A 16,907-nucleotide genomic window follows, 5' to 3' on the forward strand; every position below is an offset into this window, starting at 1 on the left:
AGATCACCCTCTATTCAGCATACGCTCCCTAAGAGGCTGTGCCGAGACGAGATGCTCCGATAGGGTCCAAAAAAGCCGTGCATAAATATCGGCAACTATGAATAGTTTTGCTGTATAGTCTTGCCATGACTATTTCTGTTGCCGTCTCCGGTGCCAGCGGCTATGCCGGGGGAGAGGTGCTGCGCCTCCTGGCAGGCCATCCGGACGTGACCATTGGTGCCATCACTGCGCACAGCAATGCCGGTTCCAGACTAGGGGAGTTGCAGCCGCATCTCCATGGTTTGGCCAGCCGGATTCTCGAGGACACCAGCGTGGAGAACCTCGCGGGCCACGACGTCGTGTTCCTCGCGCTCCCGCACGGAGCCTCGGCTGAGATCGCGGCGCAGCTGCCGGAAGGCACGCTGGTGATCGACGCCGGCGCGGACCATCGGCTCGAAGACCCCGCGGCTTGGGAAAAGTTCTATGGCTCGGCCCATGCCGGAACCTGGCCCTACGGGCTGCCGGAACTCCCCGGCCAGCGCGACGCCCTGAAGGGGGCGAAACGGATTGCCGTGCCCGGCTGCTACCCGACGTCGGCCCTCCTCGCCCTCACGCCCGGCTTCGCCAACAAGCTTCTCCAGCCCGACGACGTGGTGATAGTTTCCGCCTCCGGCACGTCCGGCGCCGGCAAGGCGGCCAAAGTGAACCTCATCGGTTCAGAGGTCATGGGCTCCATGAGTCCCTATGGCGTGGGCGGCGGACACCGCCACACCCCCGAGATCGAACAAGGACTTTCCAATGCGGCCGGTGAACCCGTCACTGTGTCCTTTACTCCCACTCTCGCGCCCATGAGCCGCGGCATCCTGAGCACGGCAACAGCCAAGGTCAAGGCCGGCGTCACGGCTGCCGAACTCCGCACTGCCTGGGCTGAAGCGTACGACGACGAACCGTTCGTCCACCTGTTGCCCGAAGGCCAATGGCCCACAACCAAATCGGTGCAGGGTTCCAACCACGCCGTCCTGCAGTTGGCCTTCGACGAGCATTCCGGCCGTGTGATTGTCACGTGCGCCATCGATAACCTGACCAAAGGGACCGCCGGCGGCGCTGTGCAGTCCATGAATATTGCCCTCGGCCTGGACGAATCCGCCGGCCTCAACGTCCAAGGAGTTGCCCCGTGACCATCACCGCCCCCCAGGGATTCCGGGCCGCCGGCGTCAAAGCAGGCATCAAAGCATCGGGCAATCCCGACCTCGCCCTGGTTGTCAACGACGGCCCGCTCAAAGCCGCAGCGGCCGTTTTCACTTCCAACCGCGTCGCCGCGGCTCCCGTGCACTGGTCCCGCCAGGTTCTCTCCGACGGGCGCGTTGACGCAGTGGTGCTGAATTCCGGCGGGGCCAATGCCTGCACCGGTCCGCAGGGATTCCAAAATACTCACGCAACCGCCGAAAAAGTGGCGGCTGTCCTCGGGATCTCTGCCTCCGACGTCGTGGTCTGCTCCACCGGACTGATCGGTGAGCAACTGCCCATGGACAAGATCATCCCGGGCATCGACGCGGCGTACGCGGAGCTTTCCGAGAACGGCGGTCCGGCGGCCGCTACGGCGATCATGACCACGGACAGCGTGGCGAAGGAAGCAGTCTTCACGGGCACCGATGCCGAGGGCAACACGTTCACGGTAGGTGGCATCGCTAAAGGCGCCGGCATGCTGGCTCCTGGCCTCGCAACCATGCTGGTGGTGCTCACCACTGATGCCCAGGTCCCGGCGGAAGAGCTCGACGTCGTGCTCCGCGACGCCACGCGCGTCACCTTCGACCGCACGGACTCGGACGGCTGTATGTCCACCAACGACACCGTCGTGCTGCTGGCCTCCGGAGCCTCCGAGGCCATCCCGTCCGCCGAGCAGCTCGGCGCCGGAATCACCCAGGTGTGCGCCGAGCTTGCCCGCAAGCTGATCGGTGACGCCGAAGGCGCCAGTCACGATATCGCCATCCGCACGTTCAATGCGGCGAGCGAGCGCGACGCCGAAATCGTGAGCCGTTCCGTGGCCCGCTCCAACCTCTTCAAGACCGCCATCTTCGGCAAGGACCCCAATTGGGGCCGCGTCCTGTCCTCGGTGGGCACCACGGACGCGATCTTCGAGCCGGACCAGCTCAACGTCTCCATGAACGGTATCCAGATCTGCCGTAACGGCAGCATCGGTGACGATCGCAACCTCGTGGACCTTGAACCCCGCGAGGTGCTCGTGGAAATCGACCTGCAGGCCGGCGACGCCGAGGCCACCATTTGGACCAACGACCTCACGCACGAGTACGTGCATGAGAACAGCGCCTATTCAAGCTAGATGGGATGACCATGACTGCGCACACCCGCGAAAATACGTCGATCGGCGCCGATTCGGCAAAAACAGCCCAGGACAAGGCCGCGACCCTCATCGAGGCGCTGCCGTGGATCCAGCGCTTCGCCGGCACCACCATGGTGATCAAGTACGGCGGGAATGCCATGGTCAACGAGGAACTCCGACGTGCCTTCGCGGAGGACGTCGTCTTCCTCCACCACGTGGGTATCCACCCTGTCGTGGTGCACGGGGGCGGCCCGCAGATCAACTCGATGCTGGGCCGGCTCGGCATTGAATCCGAATTCAAGGGCGGACTGCGCGTCACCACGCCCGAGGCCATGGACGTGGTCCGCATGGTGCTCACCGGACAAGTGGGCCGCGAACTCGTAGGCCTCATCAACTCCCACGGGCCTTACGCCGTCGGCATGTCGGGGGAGGACGGCGGACTTCTGCGTGCCGTGCGCACCGGCACCGTGGTGGACGGCGAAGAAGTGGACCTCGGCTTGGTGGGCGAAGTAGTGGGAGTCGATCCCACGGGTATCGAGGACATCCTCGCAGCCGGCCGCATCCCGGTGATTTCCACGGTCGCCCCCGAGATCCTTGACGAAGGCGACGGCACGGGCTCCACCACAGGCCAGGTCCTCAACGTCAACGCAGACACCGCCGCAGCGGCGGTCGCCTCAGCACTAGGCGCATCCAAGCTCGTCATCCTGACCGACGTCGAGGGCCTCTACGCCAACTGGCCGGACAAGTCCTCGCTCATCTCCTCGCTTACGGCGACGGAGTTGCGGGAGATGCTGCCGCGCCTGGAGTCCGGCATGATCCCGAAAATGGCCGCCTGCCTGAAGGCCATCGATGAAGGAGTGGAGCAGGCACACATCGTGGATGGCCGCCTGCCGCACTCCATGCTCCTGGAAACCTTTACGACCGCGGGCATCGGAACCCAGGTTGTTCCCGACGAGGAAGTAGACGCATGAACGAAACTGTTGGTTCTCGCTCGACCGGCGATAGGGGCCCCGCCCGCTTCGCGGTGCCCGACCACACCCGGGCCCCTATCGCCGGATCGAGCACCAAAGCTTCCGTCATGACTGGGGTAAGTAGTGGAGCCGACTGGCTTGCCCGCTATTCTTCTTCGCTCATGGGCGTCTTCGGCACCCCGCAGCGGGTCCTGGTCCGTGGTGCGGGTGCCCTTGTGTGGGACGCCGACGGCAAGGAATACCTGGACCTCCTGGGTGGGATTGCCGTGAACGCCCTGGGCCATGCCCATCCGTTCGTCACGTCGGTCATCGCCAGCCAGCTGGCCACCCTGGGCCATGTCTCCAATTTCTTCACGAGCCCCACGCAGATCGCGCTCGCCGAGAAGCTGCTGGCCATCACCAAGGCACCTGCCGGCTCCAAGGTGTTCTTCGCCAACTCGGGCACCGAGGCCAACGAGGCCGCGTTCAAGCTGGCGCGGCGCAACAGTTCTGGCAAGCGCACCAAGATCATTGCCCTCGAAGGCGCCTTCCATGGCCGCACGATGGGTGCCTTGGCCTTGACCGCCAAGGAAGCCTACAGGGCTCCCTTCGAGCCGTTGCCCGGCGGCGTCGTCCACATTCCGTTCGGCGACATCGAGGCGCTCCGTGCCGCCGTCGACGAAAGCACAGCGGCCGTGTTCCTTGAGCCCATCCAAGGCGAAGCGGGCGTCCGCCCGCTCAGCGTCGAGTACCTGCGGGCCGCCCGCGAAGCCACCACAGCCGCCGGCGCGCTGCTGATCCTGGATGAGGTCCAGACCGGCATCGGCCGAACCGGCAAGTGGCTGGCCAGCGAAGACGCCGGCATCGTCCCCGACGCCGTGACCCTCGCGAAGGGCCTGGGCGGCGGCTTCCCGGTCGGCGCGCTCATCACCTTCGGGGAGCCGACGTCGTCGCTCCTGACAGCCGGTCAGCACGGCACCACGTTCGGCGGGAACCCGGTAGCCACGGCTGCAGCCCTCGCCACCCTGCATGCCATCGAAAGCCAGGGTGTGCTGGAGAACGTGCGCACCGTCGGCGCGCGGCTGCGGGCCGGCCTGTCCGACGTCGACGCCGTCACCGAAGTGCGGGGCGAAGGCCTCCTGATCGGTTTCGACCTTGACGCCGACATCGCGCCCGCCATGGTGACTGCTGCGCTCGACGCAGGGTTCATCATCAACAGCCCCGGCCCGCGCACCATCCGGCTGGCTCCGCCGCTCATCCTGACCACCGAGCAAGCCGACAGTTTCCTCGCCGCGCTGCCCGGCATCATCCAGGCCGCAGCCCAAACTGCTAAGGACGCCCAGTGAACACCACCCGTCACTTCCTCAAGGACACGGACCTCACACCGGCGGAGCAAGCCGAAGTGCTCGATCTCGCCGTGCGAATGAAGGCCGCCCCGTACAGCGTCCAACCGTTCGCAGCTGACGGCAACGGTCGTAAGACCGTCGCCGTCATCTTCGACAAGACCTCCACCCGTACCCGTGTCTCCTTCGCCACCGGCATCGCCGACATGGGCGGCAACGCGCTCATCATCAATCCGGGCGAGGCGCAGATCGGCCACAAGGAATCCGTTGAGGACACCGCAAAGGTCCTCGAACGCATGGTCTCCACCATCGTGTGGCGCACCTCGGCGCACTCCGGTCTCGTAGCCATGGCCGAAAACTCAAGGGTTCCCGTCATCAACGCCTTGTGCGATGACTACCACCCCTGCCAGTTGCTGGCGGACCTCCTCGCGGTCAAGGAGCACAAGGGCGAACTCAAGGGCCTTACCATGGCCTACCTGGGCGACGCCGCGAACAACATGGCCAACTCCTATCTCTTGGCCGGTGTCACGGCGGGCATGCACGTCAGGATCTCGGGTCCGCAAGGCTACTTGCCAGCGGCCGACATCGTGGCGGCAGCGGAAGAGCGCGCTGCCGAGACCGGCGGTTCCGTGCTCATCACCACCGACGCCACGGAAGCCCTCCGCGGCGCCGACGTCGTCGCTACCGACACGTGGGTGTCCATGGGCCAGGAAGCCGAAAAAGAAGCCCGGATGCAACTCTTCCGCGAGTACTCCGTGGACGAGGCCGCCATGGCGCACGCCGCACCGGACGCCGTCGTGCTCCACTGCCTGCCCGCCTACCGAGGCTATGAAATCTCCGCAGGTGTTATCGACGGGCCCCAGTCCATCGTGTGGGACGAAGCCGAGAACCGGTTGCACGCCCAGAAGGCGCTCATGGCCTGGCTGATGCACAAGTCGGGACTCGCGTTCGTCGACGGTCTTTCCCCCGTTGGGGGCACCGTTTCTCCCGGAAAAAGCGCTGGCGAGAGCACGTTCTAGTGTCCACCCATCCTGCGTCGCAAGGCGCCAGCCCCGCCACCAAGACTGCCCGGCAAGCGCGGATCACCGCGATCCTGACGGGTCAGTCGGTGCGCTCGCAGGCGGAGTTGGCCGCTTTGTTGGCGGACGACGGCGTACAAGTCACCCAGGCGACCCTCTCCAGGGACCTCGTGGAACTTGGGGCGGTTCGCGTGCGCGGCAAGGACGGTGCCCTGGTCTACGCGGTTCCCGGCGAGGGTGGCGACCGCAATGCAAAAAGCGGCGTCACCCAGGAAATCCTGGACGCGCGCCTGTCCCGACTGTGCGGCGAACTGCTGGTCACCGCCGAGGCTTCGGGCAATATCGTGGTGCTGCGGACGCCGCCCGGTGCCGCCAACTTCCTCGCCCTGGCCATCGACCACTCGGTGATGCCGTCTGTATTGGGTACGATCGCAGGCGACGACACCTTGCTTTTGGTTGCCAGGGATCCCGACGGCGGGGCGGAACTGGCGGCCCGATTCCTCCAGCTGGCCCAGGAAGCCGGACCGGGAAACTAGTCCAGGCCGGCAACTGAACCATTCCGGCACTATTCCACCCGGGCCTTCGGCCCGACCCAAGCATTTGACTCAAAAGAACCAAGCAACAACAAAGGAGCACTCTCGTGACTGAGCGCATTGTTCTGGCCTACTCCGGTGGCCTCGATACTTCCGTAGCCATCGGCTGGATCGGTGAAGCCACCGGTGCCGAGGTCATCGCCGTGGCGGTCGACGTCGGACAGGGCGGCGAGTCGCTGGAGACCATCCGCCAGCGCGCCCTCGGCTGCGGCGCCGTCGAGGCCTACGTGGCCGACGCCCGCGACGAATTCGCGAACGAATACGCGATGCCCACGCTGAAGGCCAACGCCCTCTACCAGGGCCACTACCCGCTGGTTTCGGCGATCTCTCGCCCCGTGATCGTCAAGCACCTCGTCAAGGCCGCCCGCGAATTCGGTGCCACCACTGTTGCGCACGGTTGCACGGGCAAGGGCAACGACCAGGTCCGCTTTGAGGTCGGCATCCAGACCCTGGGCCCGGACCTGAAGTGCATCGCACCCGTCCGCGACCTCGCCCTGACCCGCGACAAGGCCATTGCCTTCGCCGAGGAAAAGGGACTGCCGATCGAGACCACCAAGAAGAACCCGTACTCGATCGACCAGAACGTCTGGGGACGCGCCGTCGAAACCGGTTACCTCGAGGACATCTGGAACGCTCCCACCAAGGACATCTACGACTACACGGCCACCCCGGAATTCCCGCCGGCACCGGACGAAGTCACCATCACCTTCGAAGCCGGCGTGCCGGTGGCCATCGACGGCGTCAAGCGCACTCCGCTCCAGGTCATCCAGGAACTGAACCGCCGCGCCGGTGCCCAGGGCGTTGGCCGCATCGACGTCGTCGAGGACCGCCTGGTGGGCATCAAGTCCCGCGAAATCTACGAAGCTCCAGGCGCGATGGCCCTCATCACCGCCCACAAGCACCTCGAGGACGTCACCATCGAGCGCGAGCAGGCCCGCTTCAAGGCCACCGTCGGCCAGCGCTGGTCCGAGCTGGTCTACGACGGCCAGTGGTTCTCCCCGCTCAAGCGCTCCCTGGACGCCTTCATCGAGGACACCCAGAGGTACGTCTCCGGCGACATCCGCATGGTCCTGCACGGCGGCCAGGCCATCGTCAACGGACGCCGCTCCGACACCTCGCTCTACGACTTCGACCTCGCCACCTACGACACCGGCGACACCTTCGACCAGTCGCAGGCCAAGGGCTTCATCGAGCTGTGGGGAATGTCCTCCAAGGTCGCCGCAGGCCGCGACCTGCGGGTTTCGGGCAAATGACGTCGGTGGGCCCACGGACGCCGGGGTCCCCGGCCGAGCGCAGCGAGGTTGGGGAGCGTTCGGGGACGAAATCGGAAGCAACGAACACTGGCGCACTGTGGGGCGGCCGGTTCGCCGGCGGCCCCGCGGACGCGCTTGCCGCGCTGAGCAAGTCCACGCATTTTGATTGGCGGCTGGCCCGATACGACATCGCCGGTTCCAAGGCGCATGCCCGCGTGCTGCACAAGGCGGGGCTGCTGGACGACGCCGAACTAGAAGGCATGCTCGCGGCGCTCACCCAGCTGGATGACGACGTCGCGAGCGGCGCCTACCAGCCTGCCGAGAGCGATGAGGACGTCCACGGTTCCCTCGAGCGCGGGCTCATTGAGCGCGCGGGAACCCACCTGGGCGGCAAGCTCCGTGCAGGCCGTTCGCGCAACGACCAGGTGGCCACCTTGGGCCGAATGTTCCTGCGCGACCACGCCCGCATCATCGCCCGCGGTGTGCTCGCCACGATCGACGCCCTTGTTGATCAGGCCAAGGCCCACCAGGGCGTCGCCATGCCTGGACGGACGCACCTGCAGCATGCCCAGCCTGTCCTGCTGAGCCACCACCTGCTTGCCCACGCCTGGGCACTGTTGCGCGACGTGCAGCGGTTCCAGGACTGGGACAAGCGGGCCGGCGTCTCGCCGTACGGGTCCGGCGCCTTGGCCGGTTCCTCGCTTGGACTGGATCCTGAGGCCGTCGCCGCGGACCTCGGGTTCTTCTCAGCGGTCCACAATTCGATCGACGGCACTGCCTCGCGCGACGTTTTCGCCGAGTTCGCGTGGATCTGCTCGATGATCGGCGTGGACCTGTCGCGCGTCTCCGAGGAAGTCATCCTGTGGGCCACCAAGGAGTTCTCCTTCGTCACGCTCCATGATTCGTACTCCACGGGGTCTTCGATCATGCCGCAGAAGAAGAACCCGGATGTCGCCGAGCTCGCCCGCGGCAAGGCGGGGCGCCTCATCGGCAACCTGGCCGGCCTGTTGGCAACGCTCAAGGGCCTGCCGCTCGCGTACAACCGCGACCTGCAGGAAGACAAGGAACCGGTTTTCGACGCCGCGGACACCTTGGAAGTGCTGCTCCCCGCCGTCTCGGGCATGATCGCAACGCTCGCCTTCAATACCGGGCGCATGGCATCGTTGGCACCGCAGGGCTTCGCGCTTGCCACGGACATCGCCGAGTGGCTTGTCCGCCAGGGGGTGCCGTTCCGGGAGGCACACGAGCTCTCCGGTGCCGCGGTGAAGCTGGCTGAAGGACGCGGCGTTGAGCTGTGGGACCTGACGGACGAAGAGTACGCGGGCATTTCGGAGCACTTGACCCCCGAGGTGCGCACCGTGCTCAGCACCGAAGGCTCGCTCAACAGCCGCAACTCCCAAGGCGGAACGGCCCCGGCCGCCGTCGAACGCCAGCTGCTTGCCCTCGAAGCGGAACTCGCAGCAGTACGGACGTACGCGGCCTGACAACAAGGCCCCACGCCGGCAGTTCGCGGCGGTGTTTTCGAAAGACACCGCCGCGAACTGCCGGCCGTTGTCAGTTAATGGTCGTTAACAGCCGTTAACTCTGTCGGATACTATGGCGCTATGACCGAGATCACTACCTCAGCGCTTCTTGCCGAGCTCCACAAAGCAGCCGGCACTGTCACCGACGTTGTCGCCAAACTCGACGACGCCGATGTTGCTGCTCCCTCCGAGCTGCCCGGGTGGACCCGCGGCCACGTACTGGCCCACATAGCCGGCATCTCGAACGCCATGGCCAGGCAGCTGGAATACGCCGCGCGCGGTGAGACCATCGACATCTACGACGGCGGCTACGAGGGCCGTACGAAGGCGATTGAGCTGGCGGCGAGCCACAGCCTCGCTGAACACCGTGACGCCACCGAAGCGGCCCTCTCGCGGGCCCTGAGGGCCTTCGACGGGCTCGTGGAGTCCGGTTGGAACACCCGGATCAGCTTCCGGAATGGAACAGTGCTCGACGGCGGCCTGGCACTTTGGCGCGAACTGGTCATCCACGTCACGGACCTGGGAATCGGTCGCGGCCCGGAAACCTGGAGCCGGCAATTCTGCGAGCACCTCTTCGATTTCCTCTCTGCCCGCGTGCCGGCAGACCAGAAATTCGTGCTTCAGCCCCTGGGCCTCCCGCAGCTGGTCATCGGCTCGGGGCGGCAGTCAGTCGCCATCAACGGCATGATCACGGATATCGCGGCCTGGCTCGCCGGCCGGACGCCTACCCTAGGGAGCCTGCGGGCCTCTGCCGACGCGGACGGTGTTGACTTGCCGGAGCTTCTCCCGTGGCCATCGAGCGTTCCCGCGGCGAACTAGCGCTGACGCGTGTGCTTGCCGCCGCCCGCCACAGATGCATCGTGGCGTAGGAACGCCATGGGCTCACGTTGCGGAAGTCGGCAGGCAGGCCTTCGGCGGCCGCTAGATTCTTGAGGCCATTCCGGACCGCTGCATCGTTGGCGAGGAAGACGTCCGGATCGCCGATGACCCTCATCGCCACATAGCCCACGGTCCACGGTCCGACGCCGGGCAGCGGCAACAGTTTGTCAGCGAGCGTTTGGGGGTCGTCGCCGTAATCGAAGTCGAGTTCCCCGCTGGCCATTGCTGTTGCCGCTGCCAGCACGGAATCTATGCGGCGCTGCGGGCCCCTCAGCAATTCCCGGCCTGAGCGGGCGATTTCCTCTGCCGTGGGAAACAAACGGTCCAGGCCCAGTGCGTGCCCTGCGTGCCCTTCCGGCAGGCGGGTTCCAGCATCGGAAAGTTGGGTCAAAGCGGTCCGGGCGGCGGCTACCGTGATTTGCTGGCCGATCATCGCCCGGATCAGCAGCTCGTGGGGATCCACGGCCCCCGGGACCCTGATCCCGGGCGTATCGCGAACTGATGGGCCGAGCCTGGCATCGGAGGCCAACGCCTCGTCCACGGCCACGGGATCGGCGTCGAGATCGAACAATCGCCGCACCCGGCTCAACAGGACGGGAAGGTCGTGGAGATCCAAGGTGCTGACGGCCAGGGTCAGCGCTCCGCCGCGCGCCCCGGCGTCGTACTCCACCGTGAACACCGCATTGCCGCGGGGCAAGCGGAGGGTTCGCGTATAGCTTGTTGAACTCGCCAGTTCGACGCCGGGAACCGCGCGGGCCGCGAGGAAATCGAAAATCCCCGCGTCGAAAGGCTCCCGGTACGGGAGCTTGAGGGTCAACGAAGTGGCCTCGCCCTGCTTGCCTTGATGGCCTAAGGGCTTCGTGGTGGCCCGGAGTGCTGTGGGAGTCAGGGTGAAGACTTCGTTGATGGTGTCGTTGAACTGGCGGACACTGTTGAACCCGGCAGCGAACGCCACGTCCGAGAGTTTCATCGAGGTGGAGACCAGGAGCGTCCTGGCGGTCTGCGCCCGGCTGGCCCGCGCCAAGGACAGGGGACCGGCGCCGAGTTCATGGCTCAGGATCCTATTGAGCTGGCGGGAGGAGTAACCCAGCCTGGTGGCGAGTCCTTCGACGCCGACCCGGGAGATCGCGCCGTCGTTGATGAGCCGCATGGCCCTGCCGGCGATGTCCGAGCGCAGGTTCCACGCAGGCGTGCCCGGAACGGCCTCCGGAAGGCAGCGCTTGCACGCGCGGTACCCCGCCTCGTGCGCCGCGGCCGAGGTTTCGTAGAACGTGACGTTTTCGGCCTTGGGTGTCCGTGCCGGGCACGACGGCCGGCAGTAGATGCCCGTCGAGCGGACGGCGGTGAAGAACTGGCCGTCGAACCGGGGATCCCGCGCATCGATGGCACGGTAGCGTTGCCAAAAGTCCATGACTTCATCCTTTCAGCATCGGCAAGCACTTCCTAGCGGAAATCGGACATTGCCGACGACGGGTCCAGTTGGCGGTTTTTTGCTAGGGTCTGGGCATGACAACGCAGGGTGCATCCCCGGACGCCATCCGGCGCCTCCTTTCCGGAGATCCGCGCGACGTTGCCCCCTTGCTTCTCGGCGCCATGCTGAGCCACCGGACACCCGAGGGCACGGTGTCCGTCCGGATCAGCGAGGTGGAAGCGTATCTGGGTCCGCGGGGCTCGGCCCAACCCGATCCTGGATCCCATACCTTTCGCGGACCCACCGCCCGGAACGCTCCAATGTTCGGTCCGGCAGGCCACCTCTACGTCTACTTCACGTACGGCATGCACTATTGCGCCAACATTGTCTGCGGTCCCGACGGCGTTGCGTCCGCGCTGCTGTTGCGGGCAGGCGAGGTGGTGGCCGGCCAAGCCCTGGCACAGTCCCGCCGTCCGGCGTCGAGATCGCTGACCGATCTTGCCAGCGGGCCCGCCCGGCTAGCGTCCGCCCTGGGGCTGACCACGGCGGACAGCGGCCGGGATGCCCTGGCCGAGCCCTTCGGCCTCGAACTTCCGGTCACCCCGGCAGCGCCATCGGCAGTCGCGAGCGGTCTCCGCGTAGGAGTATCGGGCGACGGCGGTTCCACCGACTACCCATGGCGGTTCTGGCTCTCCGGGGATGCCACGGTGTCCCGCTACAAGCCGGGCCGAAGTCGCGCCGCCGAGAAGCCTTTGTAGGAGCCCAGGAGGAATCCGTCAGGCGGCGTGTTCGGTCCGGGCAGGCTCGGCGACATACGCACAGTGGTTGTCGGGCACCTCGAAGGGCGCCAGGCGGCCAAGCAACGACTCGCGCACGCGGGGCCATTCCTCGCGCAGGATCGAGAAGACCGCCGTATCGCAGCGGCTGCCGTCAGGGGCGAAGCGGTGCCCGCGCAGCGTGCCCTCGTAGCTGGCCCCGAGACGTTGAATGGCCGAGGCGCTGCGCGTATTGCGGGCATCGCAGCGGAAGGCAACCCGGTGGACGTCCAGCACATCGAACGAGTAGGCCAGCAGCAGTTGTTTCGCTGCGGGATTGACGTGGCTGCCCCAGAACGGGCGCCCGTAAAAAGTGCCGCCGATTTCCAGGCGCTGCTGGCGGGGACTGTACTCGCACAGGGAGCTCGTTCCGAGCAGCGCTCCGGTGCGCTGCTCGACCACGGCAAACGGCATGGTTGCCGGATCTTCGAGCCGGGCTGCGAAGAGTTCGGCCAGTTCCGCGGCGCTCAAGGGCTGCTCAGCGGCCATGCCGGACCACATCCTGGGGTCCACGAAATCGAAGAGCGGACCGGCATGTGCGGGGGAGAGCGGGACCAGGCTGATGCCGTGTCGGGTCAGGGCAACGTCGTGCTGCATTGCAGCATTGAAGCACCACCGGGGCCGGACTGAAAAGCCCAGGAGGTTAGCGCAGGGTGAACATTGCGTGACGCACCGGCGTGCGGGCAGTTTCACACACGTCAAGCAAAACCGCTGTAGAATGGACGGTCCGTCTTTTTCGATAGGGGAACGTTTCGATGCACGACGCTGATTTGATCCACGAACGGGAGTACGTGGCCGGTCTCTACTCGCGTCTGGATGAGCTGCGGGAGGAAAAGCGCCAACAGCTGGCGCAGGTCCGGCGCGCCGGAGCGGTGGGCACCATGCAGAACGTTTCCGAAAGGGACGCCTTCGCGGCACTGTACGAGGACCGCCTCGCCCAGCTCGACGCCGTCGACGACCGTCTCGTGTTCGGGCGCCTTGACCTGGACACAGGAGAGGCGCAGTACATCGGCCGCATCGGACTGTCCACGGCGGATCTCCAGCGGCTTATGGTCGACTGGCGCGCCCCGGAAGCCGGCCACTTCTACCAGGCGACCGCCTTCGACCGGCAGGGCGTCCGCCGTCGTCGTCACCTGATCCTGCAGGGCCGTGAGGTCAAGGCGATCGAGGACGATGTCCTGGATGCCAGCATGCTGGCGGACAACGCCTCGCTCCAGGGTGAGGGGGCACTCCTTGCCGCCCTGAATTCCAAGCGCACCGGCCGCATGTCGGACATCGTCGGCACCATCCAGTCCGAGCAGGACCGGATCATCCGTTCGTCCATGTCGGGTGCCTTGGTTGTCCAAGGCGGTCCAGGCACCGGCAAGACAGCCGTGGCGCTCCACCGCGCCGCCTACCTGCTGTACACCCACCGCGACCGCTTGAAGTCCGCGGGCGTGCTGCTCGTTGGACCCTCGTCGTCGTTCATGCACTACATCGAGCGGGTCCTGCCTTCCCTCGGCGAGACCGGCGTCGTCATGGCGAGCCTTGGCCGCCTCATGCCCGGGATCCATGCCGTGCCTGAACAGGATCCCGATGTCGCAGCGCTCAAGGGCAAGCTCAACATGGCCGACGTGATTGCGAACGCCGTGGCCAACCGGCAGCGGACTCCCGCCGAGGACCGGATCCTCGAGGTCGATTCGCGCAAGCTCACGCTGTCCGTGCGGCAAGTCCGCCGCGCCCGGGACAGGGCACGCGCCACCGGCAAGCCGCACAACGAAGCACGCGTGACGTTCGTGAAGATCCTGCTGCGCGAGCTCACCGAGCAGCTGACGGAGATCGTCGAGGAATCGAACATCGGTAACAATGCCGACCGTTCCTACCTCGCCGAAGACGTCCGCTCGGCACGCGACGTCAGGATCGTCCTGAACCTGTGCTGGATGCCCATGACGCCCGAGAAGCTCGTTTCCGAGCTCTTCAGCAAGCCGGCCATCCTGGAAGCCTGCACTCCGCACCTCACGCCGTCGCAGCGTGCCCTCCTGCTTCGCCCCGCGGATGCCCCGTGGACAGAAGCGGATGTTCCGCTGCTCGACGAGGCCGCCGAACTCCTCGGCGAGCTGGATCCTGCGGCCGGCAGGGGACTGGCGCAGCAGGAGCACGACCGTGCCCGCGACATCGCCAACGCCAAGCAGACCCTCGTCAACATGGAGGCCATGGGCGTCGACGTGTTGATGACGGCCGAGGAGCTGGCGGACCAGAACCAGGAACGCGAAACGCGGCTGACCGCGGCCGAACGTGCCACGAGCGACCGTTCGTGGGCGTTCGGACACATCGTGGTGGACGAAGCCCAGGAGCTCTCGCCCATGCAGTGGCGCCTTTTGGTTCGCCGCTGCCCGTTGAAGTCCTTCACCATCGTTGGCGACATCGCACAGACGAGTTCCTCCGCCGGCGCGAATTCGTGGCACAGTGCGCTCGCGCCGTCGTTCGGGGACCGCTGGCAGCTCGAAGAACTCACCGTCAACTACCGCACCCCCTCGCAGATCGCCGAAGCGGCGGTCCGCATGGCGAACCGCGCGGGCCTGGTTGTTTCCGCTCCCAAGGCCGTGCGCGAAGGCAAATGGTCGCCCATCGTGGACCGCGTGGACGAAACGGGGATGGTGGACCGGCTCGTTGAGATCCTCCCGCAAGAACTGGAAGCGATCGACGGCGGCCTCCTCGCCGTGATTGCCGACGGCGCCCTCCTGCCTCGGGCTGCAGCAGCCCTCCGTGGGGTCTATGGCCACCGCGTAGGCACTGGAGCGGGCAGCTACTCCCAGGACATCGTGGTCATCAGCCCCCGGGAAGCCAAGGGCCTGGAGTTCGATGGAGTGGTGGTCCTTGAGCCCGCTGCCATGCTGAACCACGAACACGGCAAGGTGGGCGATCTCTACGTTGCCATGACCCGTCCGACGCAGCGGTTGCGCCTCATCACCGCGGCGCCGTTGCCTGCGGGTATCGAGCGCTGAGCCATGTACGCAAGCTGATCGGCAATCCTGCTAACTTAGAACTCGTGTCACACGTAAACAACCTCGAGTCCCAGCACAACGACCCGGGCTTTGCCAATATCTGGCAAGAGCTCAAATGGCGCGGCCTTATCCACGTTTCCACTGATGAAACGGAACTGGAAAAGCTGCTCGCCGGGGACCCGATCACGTATTACTGTGGCTTCGACCCCACGGCTCCGTCACTGCACCTTGGCAACCTTGTCCAGCTCCTGCTCATGCGCCGCCTGCAGTTGGCCGGCCACAAGCCGCTCGGCCTGGTGGGCGGCTCCACCGGACTGATCGGCGATCCGCGCCCGACGGCGGAACGCACCTTGAACACCAAGGACACCGTTTCGGAGTGGGTTGGCTACCTTCAGGCCCAGGTCCGACGCTTCCTCAGCTTCGAGGGAGACAACGCCGCACGCATGGTGAACAACCTTGACTGGACCGCGCCCCTGAGCGCCATCGATTTCCTGCGCGAAATCGGCAAGCACTTCCGCGTGGGCACCATGCTCCGCAAGGATGCAGTTGCCTCCCGTCTCAGTTCCGACGAGGGCATCAGCTACACCGAATTCAGCTACCAGATCCTGCAGGGCATGGACTACCTCCAGCTCAACCGCGACTACGGTTGCGTGCTGCAGACGGGTGGCTCGGACCAGTGGGGCAACCTCACGAGTGGCACGGAGCTGATCCGCAAGGTCGACGGCAAGGTTGTCCACGCCTTGGGCACGCCCCTCATCACCAACTCGGACGGCACCAAGTTCGGTAAGAGCGAAGGCAACGCCATTTGGCTCGACGCCCACATGTGCAGCCCCTACGCCTTCTACCAGTTCTGGGTCAACACCGCTGATGCCGACGTCGTTGACCGCCTCAAGGTTTTCACCTTCCTTAGCCGCGCCGAGATTGAGGAACTCGCAGCCGCTGTTGCCGAGCGCCCGTTCGCACGCGAAGGCCAGCGCAGGCTCGCTTTCGAGGTCACCTCGCTGGTGCACGGTGTGGACGCGACCGAAAAAGTGATCGCCGCTTCGGCTGCGTTGTTCGGCAACGGCGACCTCTCGGTTCTGGACGAAATGACCTTGGCGTCCGCAACTGCCGAGCTGCCGTCTGCCTCGATCGGCGCGGATGGCCTGGGGATCATCGACCTCTTGGTTGCGTCCGGACTTTCCGAAAGCAAGTCCGCTGCTCGACGTACCGTGGGGGAGGGCGGCGCCTATGTGAACAACAGCAAGGTGACTGACCCCGACGCGGTCATCGACCCGGCGGAACTGCTTCACGGCCGTTACCTGTTGCTGCGCCGTGGAAAGAAGAACCTGGCTACTGTCGAAGTGACCGTCTGACGCTTATGTAGCTCCATGGCGTGTTCCGGTGTGGGCGCGCCAGACGGAGTGTTGCACGCCCTATTGCACGCTCCTCCGAAGCCGACTTGCGCGGCTCCGGGGGAGCGTGTATCGTTTTCTGAGTTGCTGCCGCTGAAGCGGATAAATTGCGACAAAATCCCATTGAATGTGAATAATCCGGTTTAGACCAAAAGTCTGGAAATCGGACGATTTATCGACTCTGTGGGGAAATTCGATTCGCTTGGGTGAATTTCCGGAGAAATCCTGGATTTGCAAAGTTGAAATGAATGAAATAAAGTAGAAACATCGCAGCGAGGAAATGCGGAACGTCGAATTCAATTGAATTTGTTCCGAGAAGTAATCGGATTGTGTCTGTTGTTTGAGAACTCAATAGTGTGCCAAGTTTGTTGATACCGATTTATTTATATGAATTGGTTGTTTTGGCTGGTTTCGTGTCACCTC

At 65.3% G+C, this 16,907-nt stretch carries 14 protein-coding genes; 12 read left to right on the forward strand and 2 right to left on the reverse strand.

Annotated features, from left to right (window positions below; all coding sequences use genetic code 11):
• Positions 1-125: 125 nt before the first annotated feature.
• The 9 genes from argC to ACFVTG_RS21635 all read left to right on the forward strand — a co-directional run bounded on the left by argC (position 126) and on the right by ACFVTG_RS21635 (position 9,820).
• Positions 126-1,157 carry an N-acetyl-gamma-glutamyl-phosphate reductase gene (gene argC / locus ACFVTG_RS21595; RefSeq protein WP_390282837.1) on the forward strand — a complete coding sequence of 344 codons (1,032 nt, stop codon included), beginning with the start codon at positions 126-128 and terminating at the stop codon, positions 1,155-1,157.
• Positions 1,154-2,320: a bifunctional glutamate N-acetyltransferase/amino-acid acetyltransferase ArgJ gene (gene argJ, locus ACFVTG_RS21600; protein ID WP_284753552.1), complete on the forward strand. Its 1,167-nt coding sequence runs from the start codon at positions 1,154-1,156 to the stop codon at positions 2,318-2,320. Before argC ends, argJ begins: the two co-directional genes overlap by 4 nt.
• Before the next feature lie 11 nt (positions 2,321-2,331).
• Positions 2,332-3,291, forward strand: coding sequence for an acetylglutamate kinase (gene argB, locus ACFVTG_RS21605; RefSeq protein WP_390282838.1), 960 nt, complete (start codon positions 2,332-2,334; stop codon positions 3,289-3,291).
• Positions 3,292-3,398: 107 nt separating this feature from the next.
• Positions 3,399-4,616: an acetylornithine transaminase gene (locus ACFVTG_RS21610; protein WP_390282839.1), complete on the forward strand. Its 1,218-nt coding sequence runs from the start codon at positions 3,399-3,401 to the stop codon at positions 4,614-4,616.
• Complete coding sequence (gene argF, locus ACFVTG_RS21615; protein ID WP_390282840.1) at positions 4,613-5,632, forward strand: ornithine carbamoyltransferase; 1,020 nt, start codon at positions 4,613-4,615, stop codon at positions 5,630-5,632. Before ACFVTG_RS21610 ends, argF begins: the two co-directional genes overlap by 4 nt.
• On the forward strand, positions 5,632-6,168 hold the full coding sequence (locus ACFVTG_RS21620; RefSeq protein ID WP_078105637.1) for an arginine repressor: 537 nt from the start codon (positions 5,632-5,634) through the stop codon (positions 6,166-6,168). The genes argF and ACFVTG_RS21620 overlap by 1 nt, the downstream gene beginning before the upstream one ends.
• 104 nt (positions 6,169-6,272) lie before the next feature.
• Positions 6,273-7,478, forward strand: coding sequence for an argininosuccinate synthase (locus ACFVTG_RS21625; protein ID WP_390282841.1), 1,206 nt, complete (start codon positions 6,273-6,275; stop codon positions 7,476-7,478).
• Entirely contained in the window at positions 7,475-8,962 is a 1,488-nt protein-coding gene (gene argH / locus ACFVTG_RS21630; RefSeq protein WP_390282842.1) for an argininosuccinate lyase, read from the forward strand. The genes ACFVTG_RS21625 and argH overlap by 4 nt, the downstream gene beginning before the upstream one ends.
• 120 nt (positions 8,963-9,082) lie before the next feature.
• The gene (locus ACFVTG_RS21635) at positions 9,083-9,820 is read left to right on the forward strand and encodes a maleylpyruvate isomerase family mycothiol-dependent enzyme (protein WP_390282843.1); all 738 of its coding nucleotides are present in this window, start codon (positions 9,083-9,085) and stop codon (positions 9,818-9,820) included.
• Here the strand turns inward: ACFVTG_RS21635 and ACFVTG_RS21640 are convergent.
• Positions 9,726-11,291, reverse strand: coding sequence for an AlkA N-terminal domain-containing protein (locus ACFVTG_RS21640; protein WP_390282844.1), 1,566 nt, complete (start codon positions 11,289-11,291; stop codon positions 9,726-9,728). The two genes, ACFVTG_RS21635 and ACFVTG_RS21640, sit on opposite strands and share 95 nt — an antisense overlap.
• Positions 11,292-11,386: 95 nt before the next feature.
• On the opposite strand from ACFVTG_RS21640, the gene ACFVTG_RS21645 reads away from it, so the two are divergent.
• Positions 11,387-12,049: a DNA-3-methyladenine glycosylase gene (locus ACFVTG_RS21645; protein WP_390282845.1), complete on the forward strand. Its 663-nt coding sequence runs from the start codon at positions 11,387-11,389 to the stop codon at positions 12,047-12,049.
• Between the two features lie 18 nt (positions 12,050-12,067).
• Here the strand turns inward: ACFVTG_RS21645 and ACFVTG_RS21650 are convergent, their stop codons facing one another.
• Positions 12,068-12,703: a GNAT family N-acetyltransferase gene (locus ACFVTG_RS21650; RefSeq protein WP_390282846.1), complete on the reverse strand. Its 636-nt coding sequence runs from the start codon at positions 12,701-12,703 to the stop codon at positions 12,068-12,070.
• A gap of 158 nt (positions 12,704-12,861) precedes the next feature.
• Between ACFVTG_RS21650 and ACFVTG_RS21655 the strand changes: the two genes are divergently transcribed.
• Together ACFVTG_RS21655 and tyrS are read left to right on the forward strand one after the other, a co-directional pair.
• Positions 12,862-15,090, forward strand: coding sequence for an AAA family ATPase (locus ACFVTG_RS21655; RefSeq protein ID WP_390282847.1), 2,229 nt, complete (start codon positions 12,862-12,864; stop codon positions 15,088-15,090).
• 44 nt (positions 15,091-15,134) lie between these two features.
• Positions 15,135-16,445, forward strand: a complete 1,311-nt coding sequence (tyrS, locus tag ACFVTG_RS21660) for a tyrosine--tRNA ligase (protein WP_284753538.1) — start codon at positions 15,135-15,137, stop codon at positions 16,443-16,445.
• Positions 16,446-16,907 lie beyond the last annotated feature (462 nt).

Source organism: Arthrobacter sp. NPDC058127 (assembly GCF_042884555.1).
GTDB lineage: Bacteria > Actinomycetota > Actinomycetes > Actinomycetales > Micrococcaceae > Arthrobacter.

Coding starts and splice junctions, on each gene's coding strand:
- argC (WP_390282837.1), top strand. CDS start 126: ATGACTATTTCTGTTGCCGTCTCCGGTGCCAGCGGCTATGCCGGGGGA.
- argB (WP_390282838.1), top strand. CDS start 2,332: ATGACTGCGCACACCCGCGAAAATACGTCGATCGGCGCCGATTCGGCA.
- ACFVTG_RS21610 (WP_390282839.1), top strand. CDS start 3,399: ATGACTGGGGTAAGTAGTGGAGCCGACTGGCTTGCCCGCTATTCTTCT.
- argH (WP_390282842.1), top strand. CDS start 7,475: ATGACGTCGGTGGGCCCACGGACGCCGGGGTCCCCGGCCGAGCGCAGC.
- ACFVTG_RS21635 (WP_390282843.1), top strand. CDS start 9,083: ATGACCGAGATCACTACCTCAGCGCTTCTTGCCGAGCTCCACAAAGCA.
- ACFVTG_RS21640 (WP_390282844.1), bottom strand. CDS start 11,291: ATGGACTTTTGGCAACGCTACCGTGCCATCGATGCGCGGGATCCCCGG.
- ACFVTG_RS21645 (WP_390282845.1), top strand. CDS start 11,387: ATGACAACGCAGGGTGCATCCCCGGACGCCATCCGGCGCCTCCTTTCC.
- ACFVTG_RS21650 (WP_390282846.1), bottom strand. CDS start 12,703: ATGCAGCACGACGTTGCCCTGACCCGACACGGCATCAGCCTGGTCCCG.
- ACFVTG_RS21655 (WP_390282847.1), top strand. CDS start 12,862: ATGCACGACGCTGATTTGATCCACGAACGGGAGTACGTGGCCGGTCTC.